The sequence below is a fragment of the Cognatundibacterium rivi genome, from assembly GCF_018139565.1.
Lineage (GTDB): Bacteria > Pseudomonadota > Gammaproteobacteria > Burkholderiales > Burkholderiaceae_D > Undibacterium > Undibacterium rivi.
This window is the reverse complement of sequence record NZ_JAGSPK010000002.1, coordinates 468,988-492,974: the sequence shown is the minus strand read 5'-3', so window position 1 is coordinate 492,974 and position 23,987 is coordinate 468,988. Positions and strand designations below refer to the sequence as shown.

Below are 23,987 nucleotides of genomic sequence, written 5' to 3'. Positions count from 1 at the left end.
AAAAAGCCGACCCGAAGGTCGGCTTTATAAGTAATTAAAAATTACTTAGATGCTGGAGCTGCTGTAGCGGAAGCTGCTGGAGCTGCTGCTGCATCAGATGCTGCTGCTGGAGCTGGAGCTGCTGCTGGAGCTTCTACTGCTGGTGCAGATGCTGGAGCTGCTGCTTCAGTTGCTGCTGGAGCTGGAGCTGCTTCTTCTTTTTTGCCGCAAGCAGCCAAAGCGATTGCTAACAGGGATACGAGCAAGAGTGATTTTTTCATGTTTTACTTTCAAATAAGTAGATCAAAAATGAGATCAAAATTTTGCGATGAATAATTACCGGTAATTATCGCTCTATAGGCTTACCCGAAGGCTCCGAAATACTAACCGTTACCTTCGAAAGTTTCCTAACCCATGATTATAATGATTTTTCCGGCAATGGAATAGGTCTTGCTGTCGAATTGCACTTAATTTCCTGAATATTTGCAATAAAGAACTAAATTCAGTGATATTTTTTGACGAAATTTTCAATTCTCTGACTTTAGTCAACGCCGAAAAAGACCAGTTATCGTAATTCCAACCATCCATCTTCATACCACAAGCAAAATGCTTCCATAACGTCTGCTGACGCGGAAGATAATTCTTCACCATCAAGGAAACGCTGATTCGCCAGTTTATTTAAAAGGATTTTGTCATCTTTGCTGACTGCAAATGACTCGCCGTTTATAAAAACGTGCTTACCTTTGTATAACATCGATGACTTTAACGATAACTTAATTCCTTTTTTTTGCGCTGCCTGCTCAAAGCGCTTAGGAGATAAGGGTTTTTCCGGAGACGTGAAAAATACCGAAGGCTTAGGTTCGGATAAATATTCGCCCAGAAAAATAGTAATATCGTCAGCGGTAAACTGAACTTTGGCGATTTGTTCTGCCACTGTCTCCAGTAATTCGTTCCCGATTTCGGCAGGTTTTGTTGTTGCTTTCAATTCCGGGTCGCTATAACGACCGGGTAAGTCTATCGATTCAGACATAAAGTGAAGGAAAGCTTCACCCAGTTCCTGAAACGCCGGAGCACGGAAGCCAATCGAATATGTCATGCATTCGCCAATGGCAACGCCATCGTGCGCATATTGCGGCGGCAAGTACAACATATCTCCCGGTTCGAGAACAAATTCCTCTTCAGGTTTAAAGTTGCTAAGAATTTTGAGCGGCATTCCTTCTACAAGAGATAAATCTTGTTGCGCACCGATCTTCCAGCACCTTTGACCATGCGCTTGTAATAAAAAGACATCGTAGGAATCATAGTGTGGACCGACGCCACCGCCATCTGCTGCATAGCTGATCATCAGATCATCAAGGCGCGCATCTGGTATGAAACGGAATTGTCGCAACAGCTCATCGGCTTGTTGATTGTGCAGATTGACGCCCTGAACTAATAGCGTCCAGTCTTTTTTTTCTTTAACCGGAACCTGTTTTATCGGGCCCGATTTCATTTCCCAGTGTTTCTTAAAGAAGGTGATTAACCTTGACTCAGTATCTTCTTGTGACGCGAGCTCAAATAATTCTTCCGGGGTCAGCAATGCTTTAAAACCGGGGATTGCCTGGCGAATAAGTAATGGCTTTTTATGCCAGTAGTCACGCAGGAATTGTTCCGGGCTGATGTTGCCCAGCAGGGCGAGGGGGGCGGTGGTTTTTTTCATTCCGGCATTATAGGCTTGCCTGCGCCGCTGTTCCAGACAGGTATAATCGTGCATGAATATATTTTTTAAGGATATCGTATGAAGATTGTCAAAAATTCGGTTGTTACTGCGCGTTATACATTAAAAGACGCACAAGACAATCTGATCGAGGAAGGTCAGGAACCTATGGTTTACCTGCACGGCGGCTACGATAATATTTTCCCGAAAATCGAAGAGGCTTTAGAAGGCAAGGAAGCTGGTTTCAGCACTATTATTCAATTAAATCCTGAAGATGCATTCGGCGATTATGATGCTGCACTGGTCAAAGTGGAGCCGCGTAACCGCTTCCCATCACCTTTGGAGGTTGGTATGCAATTCGAAGGCATGCCGGAAGAAACCGAGGAAGAGGAAGCGCTTATCTTTACAGTTACTGATATTGCTGAAGATAAGGTTGTGCTGGATGGCAATCATCCGCTTGCAGGGATTGCGCTGCGATTTTCCCTGACAGTTGAATCTGTGCGCGAGGCTTCGGATGAAGAGGTGGCTCATGGTCACGTTCATGGTGCTCATGGTCATCATGACGATGAAGATGACGGCATGGGGGATGAATACCGCAGCCATCAGATACATTAATCATTGCGTCACGCTGACACAGTTTTTTCTGTTTGCACATAAAAAAACCGCACCTGAGTGCGGTTTTTTTTAATTGGCTGATCTGATCAGTGATTTCAGTTCATAGAGCGCATCAAGTGCTTCTCTGGGTGTCATTCTGTCGGGATCAATTGAGTCTATCGTATCCTGTAATTCTTGTAGCTCCGCAGGAATCACCATGACCTCTGTCTCCGTTTCGGTTGAAACAGATGGAGATGAAAATAAATCAAATTGTGATGTCGATTGTATTGAGTGTGCTTCCAGTTCGGTCAGGTGTTTGCGGGCAGAGCGTATAACGCTTTGTGGAATTCCCGCCAATTGCGCAACTTGTAAGCCATAGCTTTGTGATGCAGGCCCTGGTTGTACCGCATGCAGAAAGACGATATTTTCCTTATGCTCGACTGCAGATAAGTGAACATTCTCAGCACTTGGGTGTAGCTCCGGCAATTGAGTTAACTCAAAATAATGCGTCGCAAACAAGGTGTAGCTTTTCGATACCTGGATTAAATGTTTCGAGATTGCCCAGGCAAGAGCAAGTCCGTCGAATGTCGATGTGCCACGCCCGACTTCATCCATCAGCACCAGAGAATTTTCTGTCGCGCCGTTCAAAATTGCGGCAGATTCCGTCATTTCCACCATGAACGTCGAGCGTCCGCCAGCCAGATCATCAGCGGCGCCTATGCGAGTAAAGATGCGGTCAATCGGCCCGATCACCGCAGAGCTCGCAGGCACATAGCTACCGATGTAAGCGAGCAGGGTGATCAGCGCAACCTGCCGCATGAAAGTCGATTTACCGCCCATATTCGGGCCGGTAATTAATAACAGTTTCCGTTGTTCGGAAAGGTCGCAGTCATTCGCGATAAAGCGTTCGATCTGATTCTCTACAACAGGATGGCGACCTTGCTTAATTTGCAGAATAGGCTCATTAACGAGTTGAGGTGCACACCAGTTGTTTTTGCTTGCGTGTCCGGCGAGACTGACCAGCGTATCGAGTTGAGCAATGGCATGTGCGATGGCCTGCAGAGAGCTGATGTGGGGTAACAGCTCTTGCAACAATTTTTCATACAACATTTTTTCGCGCACTAAGGCACGTTCCTGGGCGGATAGCGCCTTGTCTTCGAATGCTTTGAGTTCGGGCGTGATGTAGCGCTCGGCATTTTTCAGCGTCTGACGACGGCGATAGTTGTCCGGCACTTTGTCGCTCTGACCATTTGTTACTTCAATGTAGAAACCATGTACCCGGTTATATTCGACGCGCAGATTAGCAATGCCGGTGCGTTCCCGTTCTGAGGCTTCCAGTTGCACCAGGAACTGACCTGCATTTTCAGATAAAGCACGTAATTCGTCTAATTCGGTATCAAAACCATTCGCGATGACGCCGCCATCCCTGACCATGGTGGATGGTAAAGGCATCAGACCGCGCTCTAATAAATCAAGACAATCCACAGGCGTCGCTAAATCGGACAATATCTTTGTCAGCACACTGGTCTGATTATCAGCAATGCACATGCTGACGTAATTGCGCAGGTTAGGCAGATGTTGCAGGCCATCCCTGAGTGCGGATAAATCGCGTGGGCGTGCCGACTGCAACGCTATTCTGGTCGTAATCCGTTCTATATCCGGTATCGCATTCAGGGTTGTGGCCAGCCCATCGGTAGAGTCCGCCTGAATTAAGGCTTTGATAGAACTGTGTCGACCCGCTGCGATACTCTGGTCGCGTTTCGCGTGATGCAGCCAATGTCTGAGTAAACGCGAACCCATCGCGGTGCGGCAATGGTCTAACAGTGAAAACAGGGTTGGTGATTCCTGACCGCGTAAAGTTTCAGTGAGTTCCAGATTACGCCGCGTTGCGGTATCAAGACCGATGAACTCATCTTCACTTTCGACACTAAGGCTATTAACGTGTTTCAAACCACGGCCTTGTGTATTTTCAGCGTATCGCAATAATGCCCCGGACGCACCGAGTGACGCGCTCAGATTTTCTGCGCCGAAACCTGTCAGCGTTGTGGTGCCCATTTGATCTTGTAAGGCTTTTTGCCCTTGCTTGAGATCAAAGTGCCAGTCTGGAACTTCGGAGAATTTTCCCGGTAACTGTTCGTAGTGTTCATCCAGCAAAAGGGTGCCAGCCGATAGTAAAATTTCAGCCGGAGAAATGCGTTCTAATTCTTGTTGCAGGCGCTGGAATAAAGATTTTTCGTCGGTGGAAAATTCCATCAGCTTCAGCGAGCCACTCGCTAAGGATAGCCATGCCAGCCCTGCAGTGACGGTTTTCCGGTGTTGCAACAGGCAGAGCGAAAGCAGTGGTCGTTCTGATTTTTCAGGCAGTAAATCGGTATCGGTCAGTGTACCCGGGGTGATGATACGCATGACCTTGCGCTCCACTGGGCCCTTACTGGTGGCTGGGTCGCCGATTTGCTCGCAAATCGCTGCAGATTCCCCCATTTTCACCAGTTTGGCGAGATAGGGTTCTAAGGAGTGAAATGGCACGCCTGCCATTTTGATAGGATTCCCCCCGGAACTTCCGCGTTGAGTCAGCGTGATGCCAAGCAGGCGTGAGACTTTTTCGGCATCGTCAAAAAAAAGTTCGTAAAAATCGCCCATGCGATAGAACAGCAGCGTGTCTGGGTGATCAGCTTTGATCCCCAGATATTGCATCATCATCGGGGTATGTTGCGTTTCTTTTGCGGTCATATTGCTTATTTTTATTCGATTTATTTTCTTGGTTTCGTCTGTCCGGATTTACCGGGGTGTCAGAGCAAATTTGTTGCGCACCTTATCATAGACGATGGCAGTGGTCTATGCTTGTACCTGAAAACGGTTGATCGGGTTCTGAATGCGAAAAATTTTTCGTTAGTCGGGCATGTTTGCGTCGGCGTTGTGTGCAGGCGAGTCAGGATGTTATTAACTTCGAGGCGCACAATGCGCGCTGCACGTTGGAGTAGAAAGAGAGTAGTGGCTGACATAGGTGCAGCAGATAAGACGCGAGCGAAATGTATCGGGATGCGAGTTCAATAGCGACGAAGGGAACAGGAAAATGTGTTTCATCTTCCTGTTCCCTTCGTTTTGCGATATGAGTTAAATAATTAACCGTTACCGCGGCCGCCAGAGCGGCGAGGTGTTGATTGTTTTACTGCCGGACGGTTACCTTGTGGGCGAGGCTTTCCCGCGGCGTCACGCGTAGGTGCAGCACTGGATGTCTTGCCTGGTGTGCGTGCCTGCGACGGCTTGTTACCTGCTGGCGAACGCGATCCCCTGTTTGCGGGTGAATTTCCGCGCCCCTCAAAGCTACGCAATTGAATTGGCTGTGCTTTTGCGTGCGGATCAGGAATGAAGCCATCGATAATTTCTTGCGGAATCTGACGCTTGATAAACTTTTCAATATCAGCAAGTAATTTGAACTCGTCCACGCAAACCAGTGATACCGCTTCACCACTCGCACCGGCACGGCCAGTACGCCCGATGCGGTGTACGTAATCTTCGGGCACATTCGGCAGGTCGTAGTTGACGACATGCGGTAATTGGTCGATATCAATGCCGCGCGCAGCAATATCTGTGGCGACTAATACGGGCAAGCTGCCATCTTTGAATTCGGATAAAGCCTTGGTGCGTGCAGACTGACTCTTATTGCCGTGAATCGCCATCGCAGCGATACCGTCTTTGGCTAATTGCTCTACCAGCTTATTGGCGCCATGTTTGGTGCGCGTAAATACCAGCACCTGCGACCATGCGTGCGTCTTGATGAGATGGGCTAGCAGCGGATGTTTTTTATCTCTGTCAACCGGATGCACTTTTTGCGCAATCACTTCGACTGTTGAATTGCGACGGGCAACTTCTATCATCGCCGGATTATTTAACAGCCGGTCAGCGAGCGCTTTGATATCATCAGAAAACGTCGCAGAAAACAGCAGGTTCTGGCGTTTTGGTGGCAGGATCGCCAGCACTTTTTTAATGTCGTGGATGAAGCCCATATCCAGCATACGATCAGCTTCATCCAGTACCAGGATTTCGATATTGCGCAGATCTATCGTTCCCTGCTGATGATGATCCAGAAGTCGACCCGGTGTCGCGACCAGAATATCGACGCCATGCTTCAATACCTTGATTTGCGGATTGATTCCCACACCACCGAAAATCACTGCCGATGTCAATGGAAGAAACTTGCCGTAAAGTTCTACGCTTTCCTGTACCTGGGCTGCCAGTTCCCGCGTTGGTGTCAGCACCAGTGCACGGATAGTGCGACGGGCTGTTTTGTCCTTAGGCGCATTGGCTGAGGTCGACAGACGCTGCAAAATCGGCAGCGTAAAACCAGCTGTTTTACCAGTGCCGGTCTGTGCACCAGCCAGCAAATCCCCGCCTTGAATGACTGCTGGAATTGCTTGTTGTTGAATTGGCGTTGGGGATGTGTAACCTTGTTCGCTGACAGCGCGAAGAATGTCCTCGGATAATCCGAGTTCGTTGAATGAGGGCATGTGTTTCTGTAGATTTTCTTTAAAACCCGGACTGGTTATTGCCAGTCCGGTGACGATGGCGTTCCTGCATCCGGAACGTAAGAGATATTATTTTGTTGCCGATGCTGCAAATGGCTGCAATAAATTAACCATCTGTCCGAAAACTTTTGGTGTGCCCGCAAGTACATCACCTTTGTACAGATAATCTGATTCGCCAGAGAATGTTCCGACAATACCACCGGCTTCCGTAATCAGCAAAGAGCCGGCAGCAACGTCCCACGGTGCCAGTCCTTTTTCAAAGAAGCCATCAAGGCGACCCATCGCGACATAAGCGAGATCCAGTGCGGCAGAGCCTGGTCTTCTCAGGCCCTGGCATTTACCTGTCATCACTTTGAACATCTCCATGTACTGATCGAGGCCTGATAAGTCCCGAGAAGGAAAACCTGTGCCGATCAGCGCGTCTGCGATCTTGTCGCAGCGGGTGACACGGATACGTTTTTCATTCAGGAACGCACCTGCGCCTTTGCTAGCGGTGAATAATTCGTTGCGGGTAGGGTCGTAGACGACAGCTTGCGTAATGATGCCGCGATGTTGCAGGGCAATCGAAACGCAGTATTGTGGAAAGCCGTGGATGAAATTAGTTGTTCCATCGAGGGGATCAATGATCCAGACATAATCATTTTCGTCGTGCAAATTAGCGGAAGCACCTGATTCTTCTGCGAGTATTGCGTGATCAGGGTAGGCTGTCTTCAGCACCTCAATGATGGCGGCTTCAGCTGCCTGATCAACTTCTGTGACAAAATCATTGAAATGTTTTTCAGTGACACTGACGCGGTCGAGGTCAAATGAAGCGCGGTTGATTAATGTCGCGCCGCGACGAGCGGCTTTAATCGCCGTATTGAGCATTGGGTGCATATAGTTTCCGATAAAATGACGGCAAACGAAATCTCTCATCTCAATAATGAGAGAAACTGGTTTGCTACACAAAAATGATAAAGAGCGTGCGCAATTGTCTTTTGCCCGGCGAAAGCACGTAACCAAAAAATAATCAACGCTGAATGATGCTATTTTAAATGAACTTGACTGAAACTGACACATCTCTTTTTCAACGCCTGCGTTTTGTACTGGTGGAAACCAGTCATCCGGGCAACGTCGGTGCCGCGGCAAGGGCGCTGAAAACTATGGGTTTTACGAATCTGGTGCTGGTAAGGCCACGATATCCGGACGTGCTGAGTCATCCTGAGGCAATCGCTTTTGCCAGCGGTGCGCAAGATATTCTTGAATCTGCCCGCATCGTTGATACTGTCGAGGAAGCGCTTGCTGGTTGTGATCTTGTCGCGGCTGTCAGTGCCCGTCTGCGTGAGTTTTCCCCGCCTGTCGTTACGCCAAGGGAATTGGCGGAGAGCGTCGCCCATCGTCAAGGTGGTGATGTTGCCTTTATTTTTGGCAGCGAGCGCTACGGTTTGCCGAATGAGGTTGTTATGAACTGTCAGGCATTAATCAATATACCTTCCAACCCCACATACTCATCGTTAAATCTGGCGCAGGCAATACAGTTGCTGGCGTACGAATCCAGAGTTGCGATGCAATTGACTGTGGCTGATCCTCAAATCGGATTTCAAGGGCAAACAGCGAGCAATGAGGCTGTCGAAGGCATGTATTCCCATCTTGAACAGGCATTGGTCGCGATTGATTTTATCGATCCGGCACATCCAAAAAAACTGATGCCACGTTTGAAGCGGCTTTTTTCCCGCGCTCGTTTAGAGTTGGAGGAAGTGAATATTTTGCGCGGGATTGCCAAGAAAATTCTGGATCAGCAGCAAAAGTAAGGTGATTAATGGAATAGAGGCGGCTTTCAGATCATTTGTTATTTAAATTGTTGTCTGAATTGATAAATATCATGAAATCACTTGCTTTAAAGCTAGTTTGTTTCCTGTTTAGTATTTTCAGTTGTAACTAGTTTTGTTATAACGACAGTAAGATTGTGATTTAAACATATCGTCAAAATGCTGTTCCATTTTCGTTGAGGAAATTATTATTTTTGCTCCCTTTCCAAGGTCGTCCCTTTCCTTGATATGTGCCAGCGTCATCGCGGCCAGTTCGGCAGGGTCGGCTCATGCTCTTGGTGTTGGTGGCTTGCGGGTTCACTCGGCTTTAGGGCAGCCGCTGAAGGCGCAGTTGGATGTGACTGGTGCCGATGCGCAAGATGCTGATATCCACTGTTTTAAAGCGCTGATTGAGACTACCGACGGCGACTTACTGTCTGTAGTTAACCTGGGAATGTCCACTCAGGGAAATAAGCGCATTCTCAGTTTGTCGACACGAAAAAATCTGTTAGAGCCTGCACTGAAGGTGGTCTTAAGCGTCGGCTGTGAAGTTCAGTTACACCGCGATTATCTGATATTGCTTGATCCGCCGGAATTTAGTTCCAGTGGCAGAAATCTTAATTTGCCTTTGCTGAGTCAGAATGATGGCATGGCATCCAGCACTGACGTCCCGACGGCTAAAGAGTCCAGGCGAATCAGAAAAGAATCACAGCGCCCCTCACTTGCAGTAAATCCTGCGCCAGAAATAAAAAAGAGCACCACCCAGGGCGTGCAGAAAGACCGTTCAGTACTGGCATCCAGTCCCACTCGGGACGCGTTAAAACTGTCTGATGAAGCTGACGTTCAACTGCTTCCTGCCGGACTGAAAATGGCGGACAGCTTGTCTGTTGTATCTGACGAGCAGCGCAAGGCGGATGCCCCAAATATCGCGGAACTGCGTCTCGCGCAGGCACAATTTGCCGCGATGTTGCGCGGAGAAAATCCGCCTGCCTTTACAGAAAAAAATACTGTGGATCAGAAGAAGATACAAATTCTTCAGCAGGAAGCAATTCAGTTAAAGCGCACGATTCAGCAAGACAAAGCGGCGCTCGAAAAAATAGAGGATGCCGCTGTCACCAAGCCTTGGTTCTACGTTTTCAGCGCGTTGATACTGGCTGGACTGACGATTATTGGTTTGCTTTTTGTATATATTCGACGCTTACACAAACGCTATGCGTCAACCTGGTGGGAACAGGGCGAACCGAAACATGGGCAGGAACAGAAGAGAAATATAGAAGAACTGGTGAATGATGTTCAGGCGAGCTATGGGCCAACGACGGTCAATGGGATGAACAGTTCTGTTCTGTTAAAAAGCTTATCTGAGCAAGCTGGAGTGGCTTCGGTTCCTGCATCAGTCAAAACAGAGCCGGCAGATCATGCAGCGACGCTCGGTGCTGTGTCAGGAACTGCTCGCGCTTTTACACCTTCGCTTGAAGATACTAATAGCAGCACCTTTAATTTCTTCTCTTCACGGGCCAGCTCTTTGAAAGTCGAAGAAATTTCGGATGTGACACAGGAGGCCGAGTTCTGGATGTCGGTGAACGATCCTGAGCGTGCGATTGAAATTCTGGAGCCACAAGCTGAGCAAGAGCGCCCTGATTCCCCGGTGCCCTGGTTATATTTGCTGGATCTTTACCGGGTGACGAAAAATAAGGAAAAATACGACGCGTTGCGCGATCGCTTTATTGTTTTCTTTAATGCGAACGTCCCCGAGTTTGAAGTTGATCCGCTGAGTTTACCAACTCGTCATCTGGATGATTTTGAACATCTGATGAATAAAATATGTACACTTTGGAATACCAGCAACATATTGCCTTTCCTTGAGAGTTTGCTGGTTGATGATCGCGATGGTAAGCGTATGGGATTTGAGTTGCCCGTGTATCGCGATATTTTGCTGCTGATATCCGTTGCCAATGAGTTAGACCGGATGAGACCCGACAAAGACACGTCAGGCTGGCAAAAAGTAACGAATGTCGAGTTGCATGCGGACGCTGTGAAAGCGGAACCGGATGCTGACATGAATGTGATTAATTTTGAGACTATCGATTTCAAAATAAATCCATAAAATCTATTTGGCGAAGCTGTTTCAGCTTCGCAACCCTATCAAAATGTATTAATCCGTATCGTCCGTCTCAGTTACGAGGTCAGAACATGATTAAGCTCTGTGGTTTTGCAGTCAGTAATTATTACAATAAAGTGAAACTGGCTTTACTTGAAAAAGATATCCCGTTCGAGGAAGTTCTTGTCTGGACTGATCGTTCTCCGGACTTGCTTCGAAAATCGCCCTTGGGCAAAGTTCCTTACATCGAAACTGAGCAGGGTGCGCTGTGCGAATCTCAGGTCATCCTTGATTATTTAGAGCAAGCGTATCCAGAAAAGCCTTTGTTGCCAACAGATGCGTTTGCAGCGGCAAAAGTCAGGGAGCTGATCGTGTTTATGGAGCTACATCTGGAGTTGCTTGCACGCGAATTGTATCCACAGGCATTTTTTGGCGGACAGGTCTCAGATGAAGTGAAAACTCGCGTGGAGAAACAACTGACACGACATATTTCTGCATTTTCCCAATTGGCGAAATTTGAGCATTTCATCGCAGGAGATCAATTCACCATGGCGGATTGCGTTGCAGTGTGCCATTTGCCATTGATTTCCCTGGCGACGAAAGCGATTTACGGACGTGATTTTTTGGCCGATTTACCCGTAAAAGATTATCTGGCAAGAATGAATGCAAGACCGCACATGCAAACCGTCAATGCTGATCGTAAAGTCAATCAGGCTTTATTCGCGAGTAAGAAGAAATAGAAGTAGAAGTCGGTCAGATTGTGGCGAAAAAAAAGGAAGCAAGATTGCTTCCTTTTTTATTTGTAATTTCAAGCTTATATCGCTCTGCGCATCTTTTGTACGGTATAGTTTTTGACCTCAGCTGGCGGCACAACTAATTTGACAATCGCAAATGTGCAGTTGTCGCCGCGTGGTGCGCCGCGGTCGCGGGCTTTTCTGATCAGTAATTCAGATGCCTGTCTTGGTGAGTTTGCGGCAACAGCAGCAGAGAGCTCCGCATCATCGAAATAATGCCAGAGGCCATCGGAGCAGAGTAAAAAGCTGTCGTGCGCTTTTAAACCATCGTATTGACCAAAGGTGATGTAAGGCGGTGTGGTGGTAGAGCCAAGCACATTCGTCAGTATGTTCGACAATTTATGCGTCTTGGCTTCCTCGGGAAGAATTTTTCCTTCTTCGACGAGTTGTTCCACATAAGAATGATCACGGGTCTTTTCGACAAAATTAGGGCCACTGAAACGATATAGCCGTGAATCGCCAGCATGCGCCCAGATCGCTTGTTGCTGTGGTGTGATAACCATCGCAACAAAGGTGCTGTGTGGTTCTTTCTCTGAAGAGACTGCAGATAATTTGATAACGGTGTGTGCTTCGTTCAGAATGTTTTCGAGTAATGCATGGACATTATTGCCTGGATAAAAGTCATCAAATAATTGTTTGGCCGTACGGACGACTTGCTCTGCTGCGAGCGCGCCGCCGCTTTTTCCGCCCATACCGTCAGCAACCACGGCCATCATGTAGCCTGGTGCGTTGGTGGCGGCAAATAAGCCGACACGGTCTTGTTGTTCCTGGCGGTCACCGATATGTTGTCCGGTGCCAGCTTCGATCTTATATTGGCTCATACGTCTCGGTAGATTACACTAACGGAATTCAGCCTGTGCTGATTTCCAAGAATTCATCCTATTTTACTTTAAGCTGAAGGCTATGAGCCATCCTGAACAAGTGCGACAACGAATAATTGAGTTAGAGGTTGAACATCGCGATCTCGACATGGTAATTAACACGTTGACCACAGATCCTGCACACGACGAATTGCAATTGCGTCGCCTGAAAAAACGTAAATTGCAACTCAAAGATCATATTACTCTGCTTAAAATGCAAATGATGCCCGATGTGCCTGCCTGAGTTATTTTTACCAATAATATTACTGTTTTAGCTTCTGATTGCCGCATTTTGATTGAAAATACTCCCACCAGCACGATAAATACCAACGTATCGTATGATGCCGAAGTCGAGCAGATTTTCGGTTCCACAGGGCCGCTCAGTAACAGCATTGCCGGCTATCGTCCGCGTCAGGCACAAACAGAAATGGCGAAATCTGTGGCGGCTGCGATCGCCGGCCAGAAGACCTTGCTCGCTGAGGCGGGAACGGGAACGGGTAAAACCTACGCCTATCTGACGCCGGCTTTGCTTTGGGGTGGGAAAGTAATTGTTTCAACTGGTACAAAAAACTTACAAGATCAGTTGTTTTTACGTGACATTCCCATGATTAAAAAGGTCTTGCGGGCACCGGTTTCGGTCGCTTTGCTCAAAGGCCGGGCCAACTATCTGTGCCATTATCATCTGGAACGTACGCTGCAAAACGGTCGTCTGAGTTCGCGTGAAGATGTCGGCTACCTGCGCGACATCGCACGTTTCATCAAGACCACCAGTAGCGGTGATAAATCTGAACTGTCACGCGTTCCTGAAAATGCCAGCGTATGGAGTCTGGTGACATCGACTAAAGATACCTGCATGGGATCAGAATGTCAGTACTACCAGGACTGCTTCGTCATGAAAGCGCGTAAGGAAGCGCAACAGGCCGATGTGGTTGTTGTGAATCACCATTTGTTTTTCGCCGACGTTGCGCTGAAAGACACCGGTATCGCCGAATTACTGCCGTCGGCCAATACCGTGATTTTCGATGAGGCTCATCAGTTACCTGAAACCGCGACGCTGTTTTTTGGCGAAACCGTTTCTACGTCGCAAGTGCTGGAGCTTTGTCGCGACGTCCTCGCTGAAGGCTTATCACATGCCCGCGACGGTGCCGAATGGGCGAAGCTGGTAGCGCCTGTTGAACGCGCCGCCCGCGATTTACGTCTCGCATTTCCGCAGGATATCGTGCGCCTTTCTATCGATCAGATTGCACCTTCCAGCCCGTTTTTTGAAGCGCTCGATACGCTCAAAGCCAGCATGAGCGACATGATCGCCGTGCTGGAAAAACAGGCAGAACGTGCTGAAACGATAGAGCAATGCCGTGCCCGGGCGATCATGTTGAAAGATCAGATCGACGATTGGAATGCCGAACCGAAAGGCAAAGAAAAAGAGGGCGATTACGTTTTATGGGTCGAAGCTTTTTCTGTATCACTACAACTGCATCGCACCCCGTTATCGATTGCACCGATATTCAATAAGCAGCGCGAAGGTGTTCCGCGCGCCTGGATATTCACCTCGGCGACGATGGCGGTGAAAAATGATTTCAGCCATTTTGTCTCGCAAATGGGCTTATGGAACGAACCTGCACATACCTGGCCGAGCCCGTTTAATTATCAGGAACAAGGTTTTTTATATGTGCCGAATGGCATGCCTGAGCCGAATTCACGGGACTACGCAGAAGCGGTGGTCGAAGCGGCATTGCCGGTGATCGCGGCGGCGGGTGGCCGCACGTTTTTGTTATGCACCACGCTCAAAGCGGTGAAATTCAGTGCCGAGCGATTTAAAGAAGAATTTGAAAAACGCGGTTTGAATTTTCCCTTGTTTGTTCAGGGCGATGCCGGGCGTACCGAGCTACTCGATCGTTTCCGGGCCGCTGGCAATGGCGTGCTGATCGGCAGTCAGAGTTTCTGGGAAGGCGTGGACGTGCGCGGTGAAGCGTTGTCATTGGTGATTATCGATAAATTGCCATTTTCGCCGCCGGACGATCCTGTGCTGGCGGCACGTATCACAGCGATGGAAAAGAAGGGGCTGAACGGTTTTGTGCATCACCAGTTACCCGAAGCGATTATTAATCTGAAGCAGGGAGCAGGGCGTCTGATCCGGGATGAAACTGATCGCGGTGTGCTGATGATTTGCGACCCGCGTCTGATTTCCAAACCGTATGGCAAACGTATCTGGCAAAGCCTGCCTTCGTTTGCACGAACCCGCGCAGAGGCCGATGTAGTCAGCTTTTTTGAGAAACTGCATGTCGCCAGAACGACCACAGTCACACAGGAATAAAGCATTTCACCCTATATCATCGAACGAATTGAAAAAGGATAAGTCATGTTTCTGACTCTGTTACTGGTGACTTTTGCGGTTGCCATTGCTGTTGCTTTACTCGTTTCCCGTATGTTCACGCAGCCGATCGATATGATCCTAAAGCGCATCATCGCTGATGCGATCAGTGCTGCCTGGCTGAAATACATGAAGTTTGCGATTCTGGTGGTCGGCATTTCTTCGGGTGTGCGTATTTACGAGCTGGAAAAATACATCGTGCCAGCGAGATTCGATAAGGAAAACAAACTGCTGGAACTGACTTCAGAGCGTTGGATACTCGAAATCTATCGCACCATCATCGCGACCTTGCAAGGCATTGCGTGGATGTTGCTGCTCTTTTTTGTCTGTGCACTGATTGCGTATGTGATTGTTCGTGTCGCAGAAATGAAGCGGCGTCAGATGGACAGCGAATCACAGTAAAGCGGGCAGATGTCGCAATGACGCTGCCTGTACTGGCGCTCGCTGTGCAGCGCATGATGAGAGATAAAACAGGTATTGGTGAGGGACGATGAAGACGATAGTCGGGGCTGAAATTCTGGATCACGACAGGTTTGCCACCTGGTTACCGATATTGCAGGCGTGGGGTGCTTGTCACGTTGAATTCGCGCAGCAAGTCGACGATGCCGCGTATTGGTACACCGAACGCAGCAATGTCGGCGTACTGGCGCAGGCAGCCTGGCGTTCAGGGCGGATGGCACTGGAAGAATATCAGGCCAGAAAATCCCGCCAGCACGGTCATGCAACCAAGGAGTGGCTAGGGCGCTGTGATTTGTGGATTTCAGATGCGCAGGGCGGTGAGCTGATCGAGGCGAAACAGGAATATTTGGCGCTGCGTTCACGGCAGGCTGTTTTTCTGGCGAATAGAATTCTGGCGTCAGCAGTCAAAGATGCCAGTCATACCCGTAACGACTTAGATTCAGCGGCCTGCGGCATCGCATTTTTACCGGTCTACTTGCGGGCAAGCTGTGCGCCGACAGCCGAACGACTGGCCGATGATATCGTGGAGTTGATCTCCGCTTTGCGCACATCGGATGCGGGCATGATGGCGTGGAGCTTTCCTGCCGAAACCCGCGAATACCTTGGTGCAGATGGACGCAATCTGATTCCGGGAATTATCTTGCTGGGCGCTTCTGCGATAGTCTAAATCAAGCAGAAGCCAAGCTGAATCTAAGCTGAAATCACCCTGAATATCCCTGAATATCCCTGAAAAAATGCATTTGAAGGGGAGTATCTGGGTTTTTAGCCTTTATGTCCTTATAAATAAAGGGCTTTAAAATATACTCCCCCCAGTATTATTTAGCTCATATTTAGTCTTTATCTGCCCGCTGGGCACTGTCAAACGGAGTTCGACGATGCCGCGACACCATGTGAGTGCATGTCCGCAGGTACGCAAACTTGGTACTTCAGACGAAAAAAAGCCGGGCATATTGCTATACCCGGCTTTTTTTAGAATTACCGCTGCCGTATCGCAGCGGGATGGTCGCTGATTACCAGATCGTCACGCGTTCTGCTGGCGGCAGATACATCTTGTCGCCTTCTTTCACGCCGAACGACTGATAGAACGGTGTCATGTTACGCAGCGAGCCATTGGCGCGGAATTCGCCAGGGGAGTGCGGGTCAGTCTTGATGCGGATAATTGCTTCCTGTTCGCGCAACTTGCCACGCCAGACCTGACCAAAACCAGTGAAGAAACGCTGGTTGCCGGTTAAACCGTTGATGACTGGCGCAGGTTTGCCGCCAAGCGACAACTGATAGGCTTTGTAAGAAATCGCCAGACCGGAATTATCCGCGATATTTTCACCCAGCGTCAGTTCACCATTGACGTTGTAGCCGGGAACCGGGCTGAACGCATTGTACTGTTTGACCAGTGCTGCTGTTTTCGCAGCGAACTTAACGTGATCTTCTTTTGTCCACCAGTCACGCAGATTACCCGCGCCATCATATTGTGCACCCTGATCATCGAAACCATGACTGATTTCATGCCCGATGACGGTGCCGATACCACCGTAATTCACGGCATCGTCTGCTTTCGGGTTGAAGAACGGTGGTTGCAGGATCGCAGCCGGGAAGACGATTTCGTTCATCTCTGGGTTGTAATACGCATTCACGGTTTGCGGTGTCATGCCCCATTCGTCGCGGTCAATCGGTTTGCCGAGTTTATTGAGTTCGGTTTGTGCAGCGAAACTACGGATAGCACGCAGATTGCCGACCGCATCGCCTTTGGTGATTTGCAGCGCGGAGTAATCTTTCCACTTATTCGGATAGCCGATTTTAGGCATAAATGTCGCCAGCTTTGCCTGTGCTTCTTTCTTCGTTTCAGGGCTCATCCAGTCCAGCGTATCGATACTTTCCTTGTACGCTAACAACAGATTCGCGACCAGCTTTTCCATTTTTGCTTTACTGTCAGCAGGGAAGTATTTCGTCACATACAGTTTGCCTAAGCTTTCGCCCATGCCGGAATCGACCAGACGTACACCGCGTTTCCAGCGGATTTCCTGCTCAGGAACGCCGCGTAGTGTTTTTGAAAAGAATGCGAAATTCTCGTCGCTGTATTGCTTAGGCAACTGGCTCGCAACCGAGCTCAGTAAATGCCATTTGAAGTAGGCTTTGATGCTGTCGAGCGAGGTTTCCTGCAATACCTTGTTCATACCGACCAGATAGCTTGGCTGACCGACAATCACATAATCAATTTTGCCGGTGACGCCGAGTTCTTTCAGATACGCATTCCAGTCGTAGCCTGCAGTGAGTTCATTGATTTTACTGATCTCAACTTTATTGTAAGCCTTGATCGGGTCGCGCAAATCGACTTTGGTCCATTGTACTTTCGCGAGTTCTGTTTCAAATGCCAGAATCGCCGCCGCATTTTTTGCGGCTTCTTTGTCGCCCGACATCGTCAGCATCGTTTCGATATGCTTCAGATATTTGGCGCGCGTATCTTTCAGTTTGGCATCGTCGTCTTTCAGGTAGTAATCACGGTCAGGCAAAGCCAGACCGGATTGACCGATGTCGAGCACGTATTTGGTCGAATCTTTATTATCCTGATGCACCTGAATATCGTAAGGTGCAGTTACGCTGATGCGATTCAGCCACGCCATCAACGCTGGAATTTGCTTTTTATCGGTCAGCGCATCGATTTTGGCAAAATCCGCCTGCAATGGCTTCAGACCAGCGGCTTCTATGCTTTTCATATCCATGAAGCTGGCGTACAGATCGCTGATTTTTTGCGCATCTGATCCGCTGGCATTCTTGGCTTTTGCCAGACCATCGATGATGGCATGCAGACGTGGCACAACTGCTTCACGCAAATCCATGAACGCACCGGCAGAAGAACGATCTGATGGGATCTGGGCATTTTTCAGCCAGGTGCCATTGACGTGACGGTAAAAGTCTTCCTGCGGTTTGACGGATTTGTCGTTGTACTGAACGTCAATACCCGACTGCAAGCTCGCGACTTTGGCAGGTTCTGCCGCAGATGCACTGGCAGCCCCAGCGATCAGTAATGCAATGGCGCTCAATACTTGCGCTTTGAATGTTGGTGTTTTAATTGCTTGAGTTTTCACTTTTGGTGATCTCCTGTCGGTGGGTGGAACTAGAAAAATATCGTCGCCTTACGGCTGCGATAGAAATAAACAGATGGGGTTTTAGTGATCGGTCGCATCTGATATTCGCATAAGCTACCGATCATTTTAACGGCGTGAGTATTTTCGATAGCCGGTCTGGAATAAGATTATTCCGTACTAATGCCGGGTATTTTAATCCTTCAAAATAATCGAGTCTGATCGTCCGGTAGTAGTCGCCATGTCTGACGATCAGCTCAATTGCTTGCTTTTGCGTCTTGGCATTGGTGATCGCTGATTTCAGCGCCTCTGCTTTATAGCTTTTGCCATTAACCGCGATGATCACGCTGCCGCTCAAAATATTCGCTTTTCCCGCTGGGCTGTTGAATAGCAATCGGCTGATCTTGCCGGTTTTATCCAGACTGAATCCAAGGGAATACAGAAAGTCATTATCGTGTGACGCATCTTCGCTTGCTTTTGCATACTCAGACGGCTTCTCGGTGTAGACCAGTTTCCAGCCAGCCAGTTCCAGACTCGCGGTTGGGGTTTTGCTTTGCAAGCCTTCGACACGCTCTTGCAGGAAATGTCCCCAGTCAAATGGCTGTATGTCATTGAGAGTGCGGATAATATCGTTCAACTGGTAGCTGAGCGGCGTGGTACTGCCGTCGTTGACACCAAAAAACTTGCTGGCAAAATCATTCAGCGAGCGTTTTTCTTGCGAAAGTGCGCGCAACTGTGCGTCAATTTCCAGCCAGAGTAAGGCGCCTTCGCGGTAATAATCTTCATCCCGCTGATAATCACTCCAGGCCTGACCGCGACGGTTCACAAACACGGGATTATTAGTCGTGTCCTGTAGATTGCGCCAGCTGCGTCCGCTCTGATGATCGTAATAAGCTGCCACGTTTGCCAGCACGTCGCGGATGTGTTCCTGCTTCATTAGTCCCGAACGTGCCGCCAACACATAGCCCCAGTACTGAGTCTGCCCCTCATACACCCACAACAGACTATCCTGCATTGGTGTGTTGAAGTGCGGCGTCAGCAGATCTGCGGGGCGGCGGAATTTTCCGTTCCATGAATGCGTGTATTCATGCGCGAGCAAATCGCGACCGCTGGATTTTTTTGTCCAGTCGCTGAAATAACCGGGGCGCACGCCATTTTCGCTGGACTGGTGATGTTCAAGCCCGATACCTGAAAATTCATCGCTGAGAGACAGTAAAAAATCGTAATGGTGATAATGTTGTGAGCCGAACAGGATAGTCGCTTGCTGCACCAGCACCTGATGCGCAGCGATTTGTTCCGGCGTGGCATTCAGCGATTCAGGTTTATCCGCTACCACATTCAGGTGTACCGGTATTTTTGCACCGGGATTGAGATCAAAACGTTTGAAATACTTTCCTGCAAAGACTGGCGAATCGACCAATTGTTCCAGCGTAACGGGCTTGAACTGAAACTCGTTTTGACTTTGACTTTGACTTTGACTTTGACTTTGACTTTGATTTTGACTTGGGCTCAGCTTCTCATGTTGTTCTGCAAGCTCCAGTGCGCTGCCGAATTGAAATCCGGTTGGCAAAATCAGGGTGGGCTGAATGTGTATCTGGTCAGACGCTGCGCCCGCCGGATACAAAATCATATTATTCCATTGCACACCGATGATTTCCGGCGTCATCGTAACGCGTCCGAATTTATCATCCGTCGGTGACAGGAACTGATATTCCGCATTGAGCTGACTGACCCCCGCAGGAATCTGTAGGTGAAACGCATACATATTCAATGGATCACGCTTCCATGCGATCACCTGCTGGTTGCCGCTGAAACGCAGCCCTGCGAGCTGGTTCAATGCACCGTTGGTGCCATGTTTGCCTGGCAGCCATTCGGGGAAATACAGTGTCAGCGGGCCCGCCTGTACCGGAATACTGGCGCGGATGTTAAAAATTTTCCTGTCCAGATCGCTGGCATCAACGATCAGTTGCACGACGCCCGGATAAGCTTTATCGTCGGCAGATTTCCCTGTGTTGACCTGAGTCTTGTCAGCGGCGGCGTTTTCTGTCGCTGCAAGAGCGCCATTCGCTATGACGAAACCGCTGAATAGCGGTGCGACGATTGGAGCGATGAGTGCGAGCAGTGCGGTCGCTGATGATAATGATTTGCTGGCGGGCAATCTCATGTAATTGGTTCTTTTCGTCTTTCAGGTCGTTGAGGATCTTTTTTGTTTTTGACTTGGGTAATATTGGTTACCTATCAATACATGGACTGCATAAATGAAAATTAGTTTCCAAAACTAAGTTACTATTTAATTGAAAATTAGTCAAAACTTAGTCAAAATCAATTAAATCTAAAACGATAGAAACATGACTTATGTCGTCGATTTTCCTGCTGGTAGCGGTCCTTTTCCTGCAATCGTGATTGCCCCGGGATTGCGTTATGCCATGCACAGGGAGTTATTCAGCTTGCTGGCGGATAAGGCGGTCGCAGCAGGATTTGCGGTAGGTCGTTTTAACTGGCGTTTCTACGAAAGCGATCCGCTCGCCGGCCAGCCATCATCCGCATTACAGGATGAGTTGCAACAGCTAAAAGAAGTAATAGGGCAGTTACGGGCAGAATCACGCGTATTGCCAGCGCAAGTGCATGTCGTCGGAAAATCATTTGGCAGCATTATTGCCTGGCAGGCATTGCGCGACGACGCAGAATTGAAAAGCGGCGTGCTGATAACGCCTTTATTCGATGAAATGCAGGATGGGAAGCTGTGCGATGTCAGTGCGACACATTATCCAGGTCTGCTCGCAGAAACCCGCCCTTTGCAGATCGTCTGCGGCGACAATGATCCTCATTGCACGGTTGCGAGTCTGCACCGTATTATGGATCAGGCGGCAGCAAACCTCACTTTGAGGCTGCTGCGCGGTGATCATCTGCTGCAAATTCATACGCCGGATATGCAGTTACTTCCACATGCATCAGCAGAAAACTTGGCGCTGGCAGCGGATGCCGTCGTGCAGTTTTTGCTAAGTCAGCACTCAATATGCTCGATCAGTAACTGAACTCTGGTGACGCCGTTGTATTCATTGGCATCCAGGCGGAATGCGACATGCACATGTTCGCTCAGATTGTCGGTATGACCAAACCAGATCGCGTCATAACGAACACCATTTTTTTCCAGCACCAGTTTTAAATGACGCTCTTTCAGAATACGTTGCGAGATCAGTTTAAAGTCATCGCAAAACACCGGTGGCGGAAAACCCTGACCCCAGACCTGACTGTCCATTAAGGCGATAAAGTCGGTGCTGAAATAGGCTTCTTCGAGTGCGCCATCGGTTTCTATGATGCGTTCCAGTTGATGATGTTGCAACCAGCTTTTTCCTACGGCTTCAAACGCTTGCTGGAATGCCGGTAAATCGTCGTGTCGTAAGGTCAATCCCGCTGCCATTGCGTGTCCGCCAAATTTTTGTATCAAGGTCGGGGAATGTTTTGAAACAAGATCAAGCGCGTCACGCAAGTGAAAGCCTGGAATGGAGCGGCCCGAACCTTTGATCAGGCCATCGTCACCGGGCGCGAAAGTAATCGTCGGCCGATAAAACTTATCTTTGAGTCGCGAGGCGACAATGCCGATCACGCCCTGATGCCAGCTTTCGTCAAAAACGGTAATCGTATGGCTGGTTGCTGGCTCAAACTGATCGAGATGCAGCATCGCGACGTCTTGCATGTCGCGCTCTATGTCTTTGCGTTCGGCATTGATGCTATTGAGTTCTTGCGCAATTTGCCAGGCGCGGCCTTCATCATCGGTGGTCAGGCATTCTATGCCCAGCGACATATCGGCAAGACGGCCTGCGGCATTTAAGCGCGGGCCAAGCGCAAAGCCCAGATCAAAAGGGCTGGCGTTGCGCGGTTCGCGACCTGCGACCCGGAATAAAGCTGCTATGCCCGCGCAAACACGTCCTGCTCGCATGCGTTTAAGGCCTTGCGCAACGAGAATACGATTATTCGCATCAAGTTGCACTACGTCGGCAACCGTGCCCAGCGCAACCAGATCAAGCAAGGTATCAAGCTTGGGCTGGTGTTGCTGGTCAAATACGCCGCGTTTGCGTAATTCTGCCCGCAGTGCGAGTAACACATAAAACATCACGCCGACACCCGCCAGATGCTTACTGCTGAAAGAGCAATCGGGTTGATTCGGATTGACGATCACTTCGGCATCGGGCAACTGCTCACCGGGTAAATGATGATCGGTCACAAGGACGGCGATACCCTGCGCCTGCGCTGCGGCAACGCCGTCAACACTGGCAATGCCATTGTCAACGGTGACAATGATATCCGGTGATTTTTCGCGTATGGTCAGCGCGACGATTTCGGGTGTCAGGCCATAGCCGTATTCAAAACGATTCGGCACGATGTAATCAACATTCGCGTCCAGCATACGTAAGCCGCGAATGGCGACCGCGCAGGCCGTCGCGCCATCGCAGTCATAGTCGGCAACGATTACCAGCTTCTTACGTGCAGCGATCGCGTCTGCCAGAAAGACCGCTGCTTTTTCTATCTGCAATAAGCCTGACGGCGGCAACATGGCACTTAATTCTGTACTCAGCTCCGTTGCGCTGTGCACGCCACGCGCCGCATAAAGACGCGCCAGTACGGGATGCATGCCGCTTTGTCGCAGCATTTCCGATTCGCGCAGGGAATAGGGGCGGGTGGTAATGCGTGTCATGCTGGTTTCAATGTGAAAAGTGCTTGCAGGCTGGGTTTGATCCAGAATTGACGCAGCGACCACGGCGTCAACCTGAAGCTGGCTAGCCGATGTGCATCAGAGCAAAACAGCGTGACGCTGTCGAGCTGGCGGTTTTTTAATGCAGCGAGTACAGGCGCAAACCATTCGTTTTCCAGTGTCTGTATCTGCGACAGCCATTGTCCCCAATCGCTGTTAATCGCGGATTCGGTTAACTGTTCAAGTAAGACGCATACGACGTCTGTGGAGCTTGCATCTGAACCAGTAAGTAAGTCACCAAATGAATGTGCTGTATGTGTCGGTTTGTTTTGCCTCATCAATGTGCCGGCACCACCAGATAGCCAGACTGAGTTGATGACTTTTTTACCCAGCGCTTCACGCTCATCGTTCAGAGTGTGGGTGAACCACAGCATCTGAATTTCATTTTGCAGTTTGCGCCACGCTCTGGCGTGTTCACCATCCGGCATCCAGATATCGACATTGTGGCCGCAGGCCGCGTCGGCACTGGCTGTTTTTAAGCCAGCCCAGCCATCCGCGCGCAGAAACCAGGTAGATGCATCGCCATACTGCAGAGTCATACCTGCTTCGTCGGCCGCTGTTTTTGCAATGTCAAACAAGACGCGTGACTCTGGTTCGGAAATGTCGAGTCGTCGTTGGTCGGTCAGCACTAAATGATCGCGGGCGATATGAATATGCACCGGTTGCAGCGTGAACCAACGTCCCTCAGTTAGTTGCAAACCCATGTCCTGCATACGGTTTAACGTGACTGGCGGGTCGCAGTCGTGTGCGCCCTGCAGTTCGTCTGCCAGCAAATATTCATGGATCAGTGCTTTGGAAAATGGATCAATGGCCGTGATTGGCATGCGCTTTGCAAATGCAATTAAAGTTGCCAATGCAGGCGTCTGCATCGCTTTAAGCAGGTCATTTTCCAGTCCGGACGGGGGAATGCTGAACGGCAATATCAGTTCTAAATTTTTCATAGAGCGCTATTGTATGGCAAACTTCTGTCTGCCTTAATTTCTTGAAACG

19 protein-coding genes are annotated in these 23,987 nt (G+C 49.2%); 9 read left to right on the top strand and 10 right to left on the bottom strand.

The window, feature by feature from the left end; all coding sequences use genetic code 11:
• Positions 1-41: 41 nt before the first annotated feature.
• Together KDM87_RS18015 and KDM87_RS06495 are read right to left on the bottom strand one after the other, a co-directional pair.
• Complete coding sequence (locus KDM87_RS18015; protein ID WP_370527162.1) at positions 42-260, bottom strand: hypothetical protein; 219 nt, start codon at positions 258-260, stop codon at positions 42-44.
• A gap of 284 nt (positions 261-544) precedes the next feature.
• Positions 545-1,678, bottom strand: coding sequence for a cupin domain-containing protein (locus KDM87_RS06495; protein ID WP_212678688.1), 1,134 nt, complete (start codon positions 1,676-1,678; stop codon positions 545-547).
• 78 nt (positions 1,679-1,756) lie between these two features.
• On the opposite strand from KDM87_RS06495, the gene KDM87_RS06490 reads away from it, so the two are divergent.
• Entirely contained in the window at positions 1,757-2,290 is a 534-nt protein-coding gene (locus KDM87_RS06490; protein ID WP_212678313.1) for an FKBP-type peptidyl-prolyl cis-trans isomerase, read from the top strand.
• A gap of 69 nt (positions 2,291-2,359) precedes the next feature.
• Here KDM87_RS06490 and mutS read toward each other — a convergent pair whose 3' ends face one another.
• The 3 genes from mutS to KDM87_RS06475 all read right to left on the bottom strand — a co-directional run bounded on the left by mutS (position 2,360) and on the right by KDM87_RS06475 (position 7,671).
• A complete protein-coding gene (gene mutS, locus KDM87_RS06485) occupies positions 2,360-4,999 on the bottom strand; it encodes a DNA mismatch repair protein MutS (RefSeq protein WP_212678312.1) in 2,640 nt (879 codons plus the stop codon).
• 392 nt (positions 5,000-5,391) lie between these two features.
• Positions 5,392-6,777, bottom strand: a complete 1,386-nt coding sequence (locus tag KDM87_RS06480) for a DEAD/DEAH box helicase (protein WP_212678311.1) — start codon at positions 6,775-6,777, stop codon at positions 5,392-5,394.
• An 87-nt stretch (positions 6,778-6,864) separates the two neighbouring features.
• Positions 6,865-7,671: an inositol monophosphatase family protein gene (locus tag KDM87_RS06475; protein WP_222611449.1), complete on the bottom strand. Its 807-nt coding sequence runs from the start codon at positions 7,669-7,671 to the stop codon at positions 6,865-6,867.
• Positions 7,672-7,829: 158 nt separating this feature from the next.
• Here KDM87_RS06475 and KDM87_RS06470 point away from each other — a divergent pair, with 158 nt between their 5' ends.
• The 3 genes from KDM87_RS06470 (at position 7,830) to KDM87_RS06460 (ending at position 11,420) form a co-directional block, all read left to right on the top strand.
• Positions 7,830-8,585, top strand: coding sequence for an RNA methyltransferase (locus KDM87_RS06470; RefSeq protein ID WP_212678310.1), 756 nt, complete (start codon positions 7,830-7,832; stop codon positions 8,583-8,585).
• Between the two features lie 241 nt (positions 8,586-8,826).
• The gene (locus KDM87_RS06465; protein WP_212678309.1) at positions 8,827-10,686 is read left to right on the top strand and encodes a type IV pilus assembly protein FimV; all 1,860 of its coding nucleotides are present in this window, start codon (positions 8,827-8,829) and stop codon (positions 10,684-10,686) included.
• 86 nt (positions 10,687-10,772) lie between these two features.
• Complete coding sequence (locus tag KDM87_RS06460; protein ID WP_212678308.1) at positions 10,773-11,420, top strand: glutathione S-transferase family protein; 648 nt, start codon at positions 10,773-10,775, stop codon at positions 11,418-11,420.
• A gap of 74 nt (positions 11,421-11,494) precedes the next feature.
• Here the strand turns inward: KDM87_RS06460 and KDM87_RS06455 are convergent, their stop codons facing one another.
• Positions 11,495-12,295 (bottom strand): PP2C family protein-serine/threonine phosphatase, encoded by an 801-nt coding sequence (locus KDM87_RS06455; protein ID WP_212678307.1) that lies wholly within the window; start codon positions 12,293-12,295, stop codon positions 11,495-11,497.
• Positions 12,296-12,377: 82 nt separating this feature from the next.
• Here KDM87_RS06455 and KDM87_RS06450 point away from each other — a divergent pair, with 82 nt between their 5' ends.
• The 4 genes from KDM87_RS06450 (at position 12,378) to KDM87_RS06435 (ending at position 15,831) form a co-directional block, all read left to right on the top strand.
• Positions 12,378-12,578, top strand: a complete 201-nt coding sequence (locus KDM87_RS06450) for a YdcH family protein (protein WP_186883437.1) — start codon at positions 12,378-12,380, stop codon at positions 12,576-12,578.
• Positions 12,579-12,626: 48 nt separating this feature from the next.
• On the top strand, positions 12,627-14,648 hold the full coding sequence (locus tag KDM87_RS06445) for an ATP-dependent DNA helicase (protein ID WP_212678306.1): 2,022 nt from the start codon (positions 12,627-12,629) through the stop codon (positions 14,646-14,648).
• Between the two features lie 45 nt (positions 14,649-14,693).
• Positions 14,694-15,107: a hypothetical protein gene (locus tag KDM87_RS06440; protein ID WP_212678305.1), complete on the top strand. Its 414-nt coding sequence runs from the start codon at positions 14,694-14,696 to the stop codon at positions 15,105-15,107.
• An 88-nt stretch (positions 15,108-15,195) separates the two neighbouring features.
• Positions 15,196-15,831: a hypothetical protein gene (locus KDM87_RS06435; RefSeq protein ID WP_212678304.1), complete on the top strand. Its 636-nt coding sequence runs from the start codon at positions 15,196-15,198 to the stop codon at positions 15,829-15,831.
• A 343-nt stretch (positions 15,832-16,174) separates the two neighbouring features.
• On the opposite strand, the gene KDM87_RS06430 is transcribed toward KDM87_RS06435, so the two are convergent.
• Together KDM87_RS06430 and KDM87_RS06425 are read right to left on the bottom strand one after the other, a co-directional pair.
• The gene (locus tag KDM87_RS06430; protein WP_408058698.1) at positions 16,175-18,247 is read right to left on the bottom strand and encodes a M13 family metallopeptidase; all 2,073 of its coding nucleotides are present in this window, start codon (positions 18,245-18,247) and stop codon (positions 16,175-16,177) included.
• A gap of 121 nt (positions 18,248-18,368) precedes the next feature.
• The gene (locus KDM87_RS06425) at positions 18,369-20,408 is read right to left on the bottom strand and encodes a M61 family metallopeptidase (protein ID WP_212678303.1); all 2,040 of its coding nucleotides are present in this window, start codon (positions 20,406-20,408) and stop codon (positions 18,369-18,371) included.
• A gap of 184 nt (positions 20,409-20,592) precedes the next feature.
• Here KDM87_RS06425 and KDM87_RS06420 point away from each other — a divergent pair, with 184 nt between their 5' ends.
• On the top strand, positions 20,593-21,279 hold the full coding sequence (locus KDM87_RS06420; protein WP_212678302.1) for an alpha/beta hydrolase: 687 nt from the start codon (positions 20,593-20,595) through the stop codon (positions 21,277-21,279).
• Here the strand turns inward: KDM87_RS06420 and recJ are convergent.
• Entirely contained in the window at positions 21,249-22,940 is a 1,692-nt protein-coding gene (gene recJ, locus KDM87_RS06415; protein ID WP_212678301.1) for a single-stranded-DNA-specific exonuclease RecJ, read from the bottom strand. The genes KDM87_RS06420 and recJ overlap by 31 nt on opposite strands.
• On the bottom strand, positions 22,937-23,938 hold the full coding sequence (locus tag KDM87_RS06410) for a hypothetical protein (protein ID WP_212678300.1): 1,002 nt from the start codon (positions 23,936-23,938) through the stop codon (positions 22,937-22,939). The genes recJ and KDM87_RS06410 overlap by 4 nt, the downstream gene beginning before the upstream one ends.
• Positions 23,939-23,987: the final 49 nt, after the last annotated feature.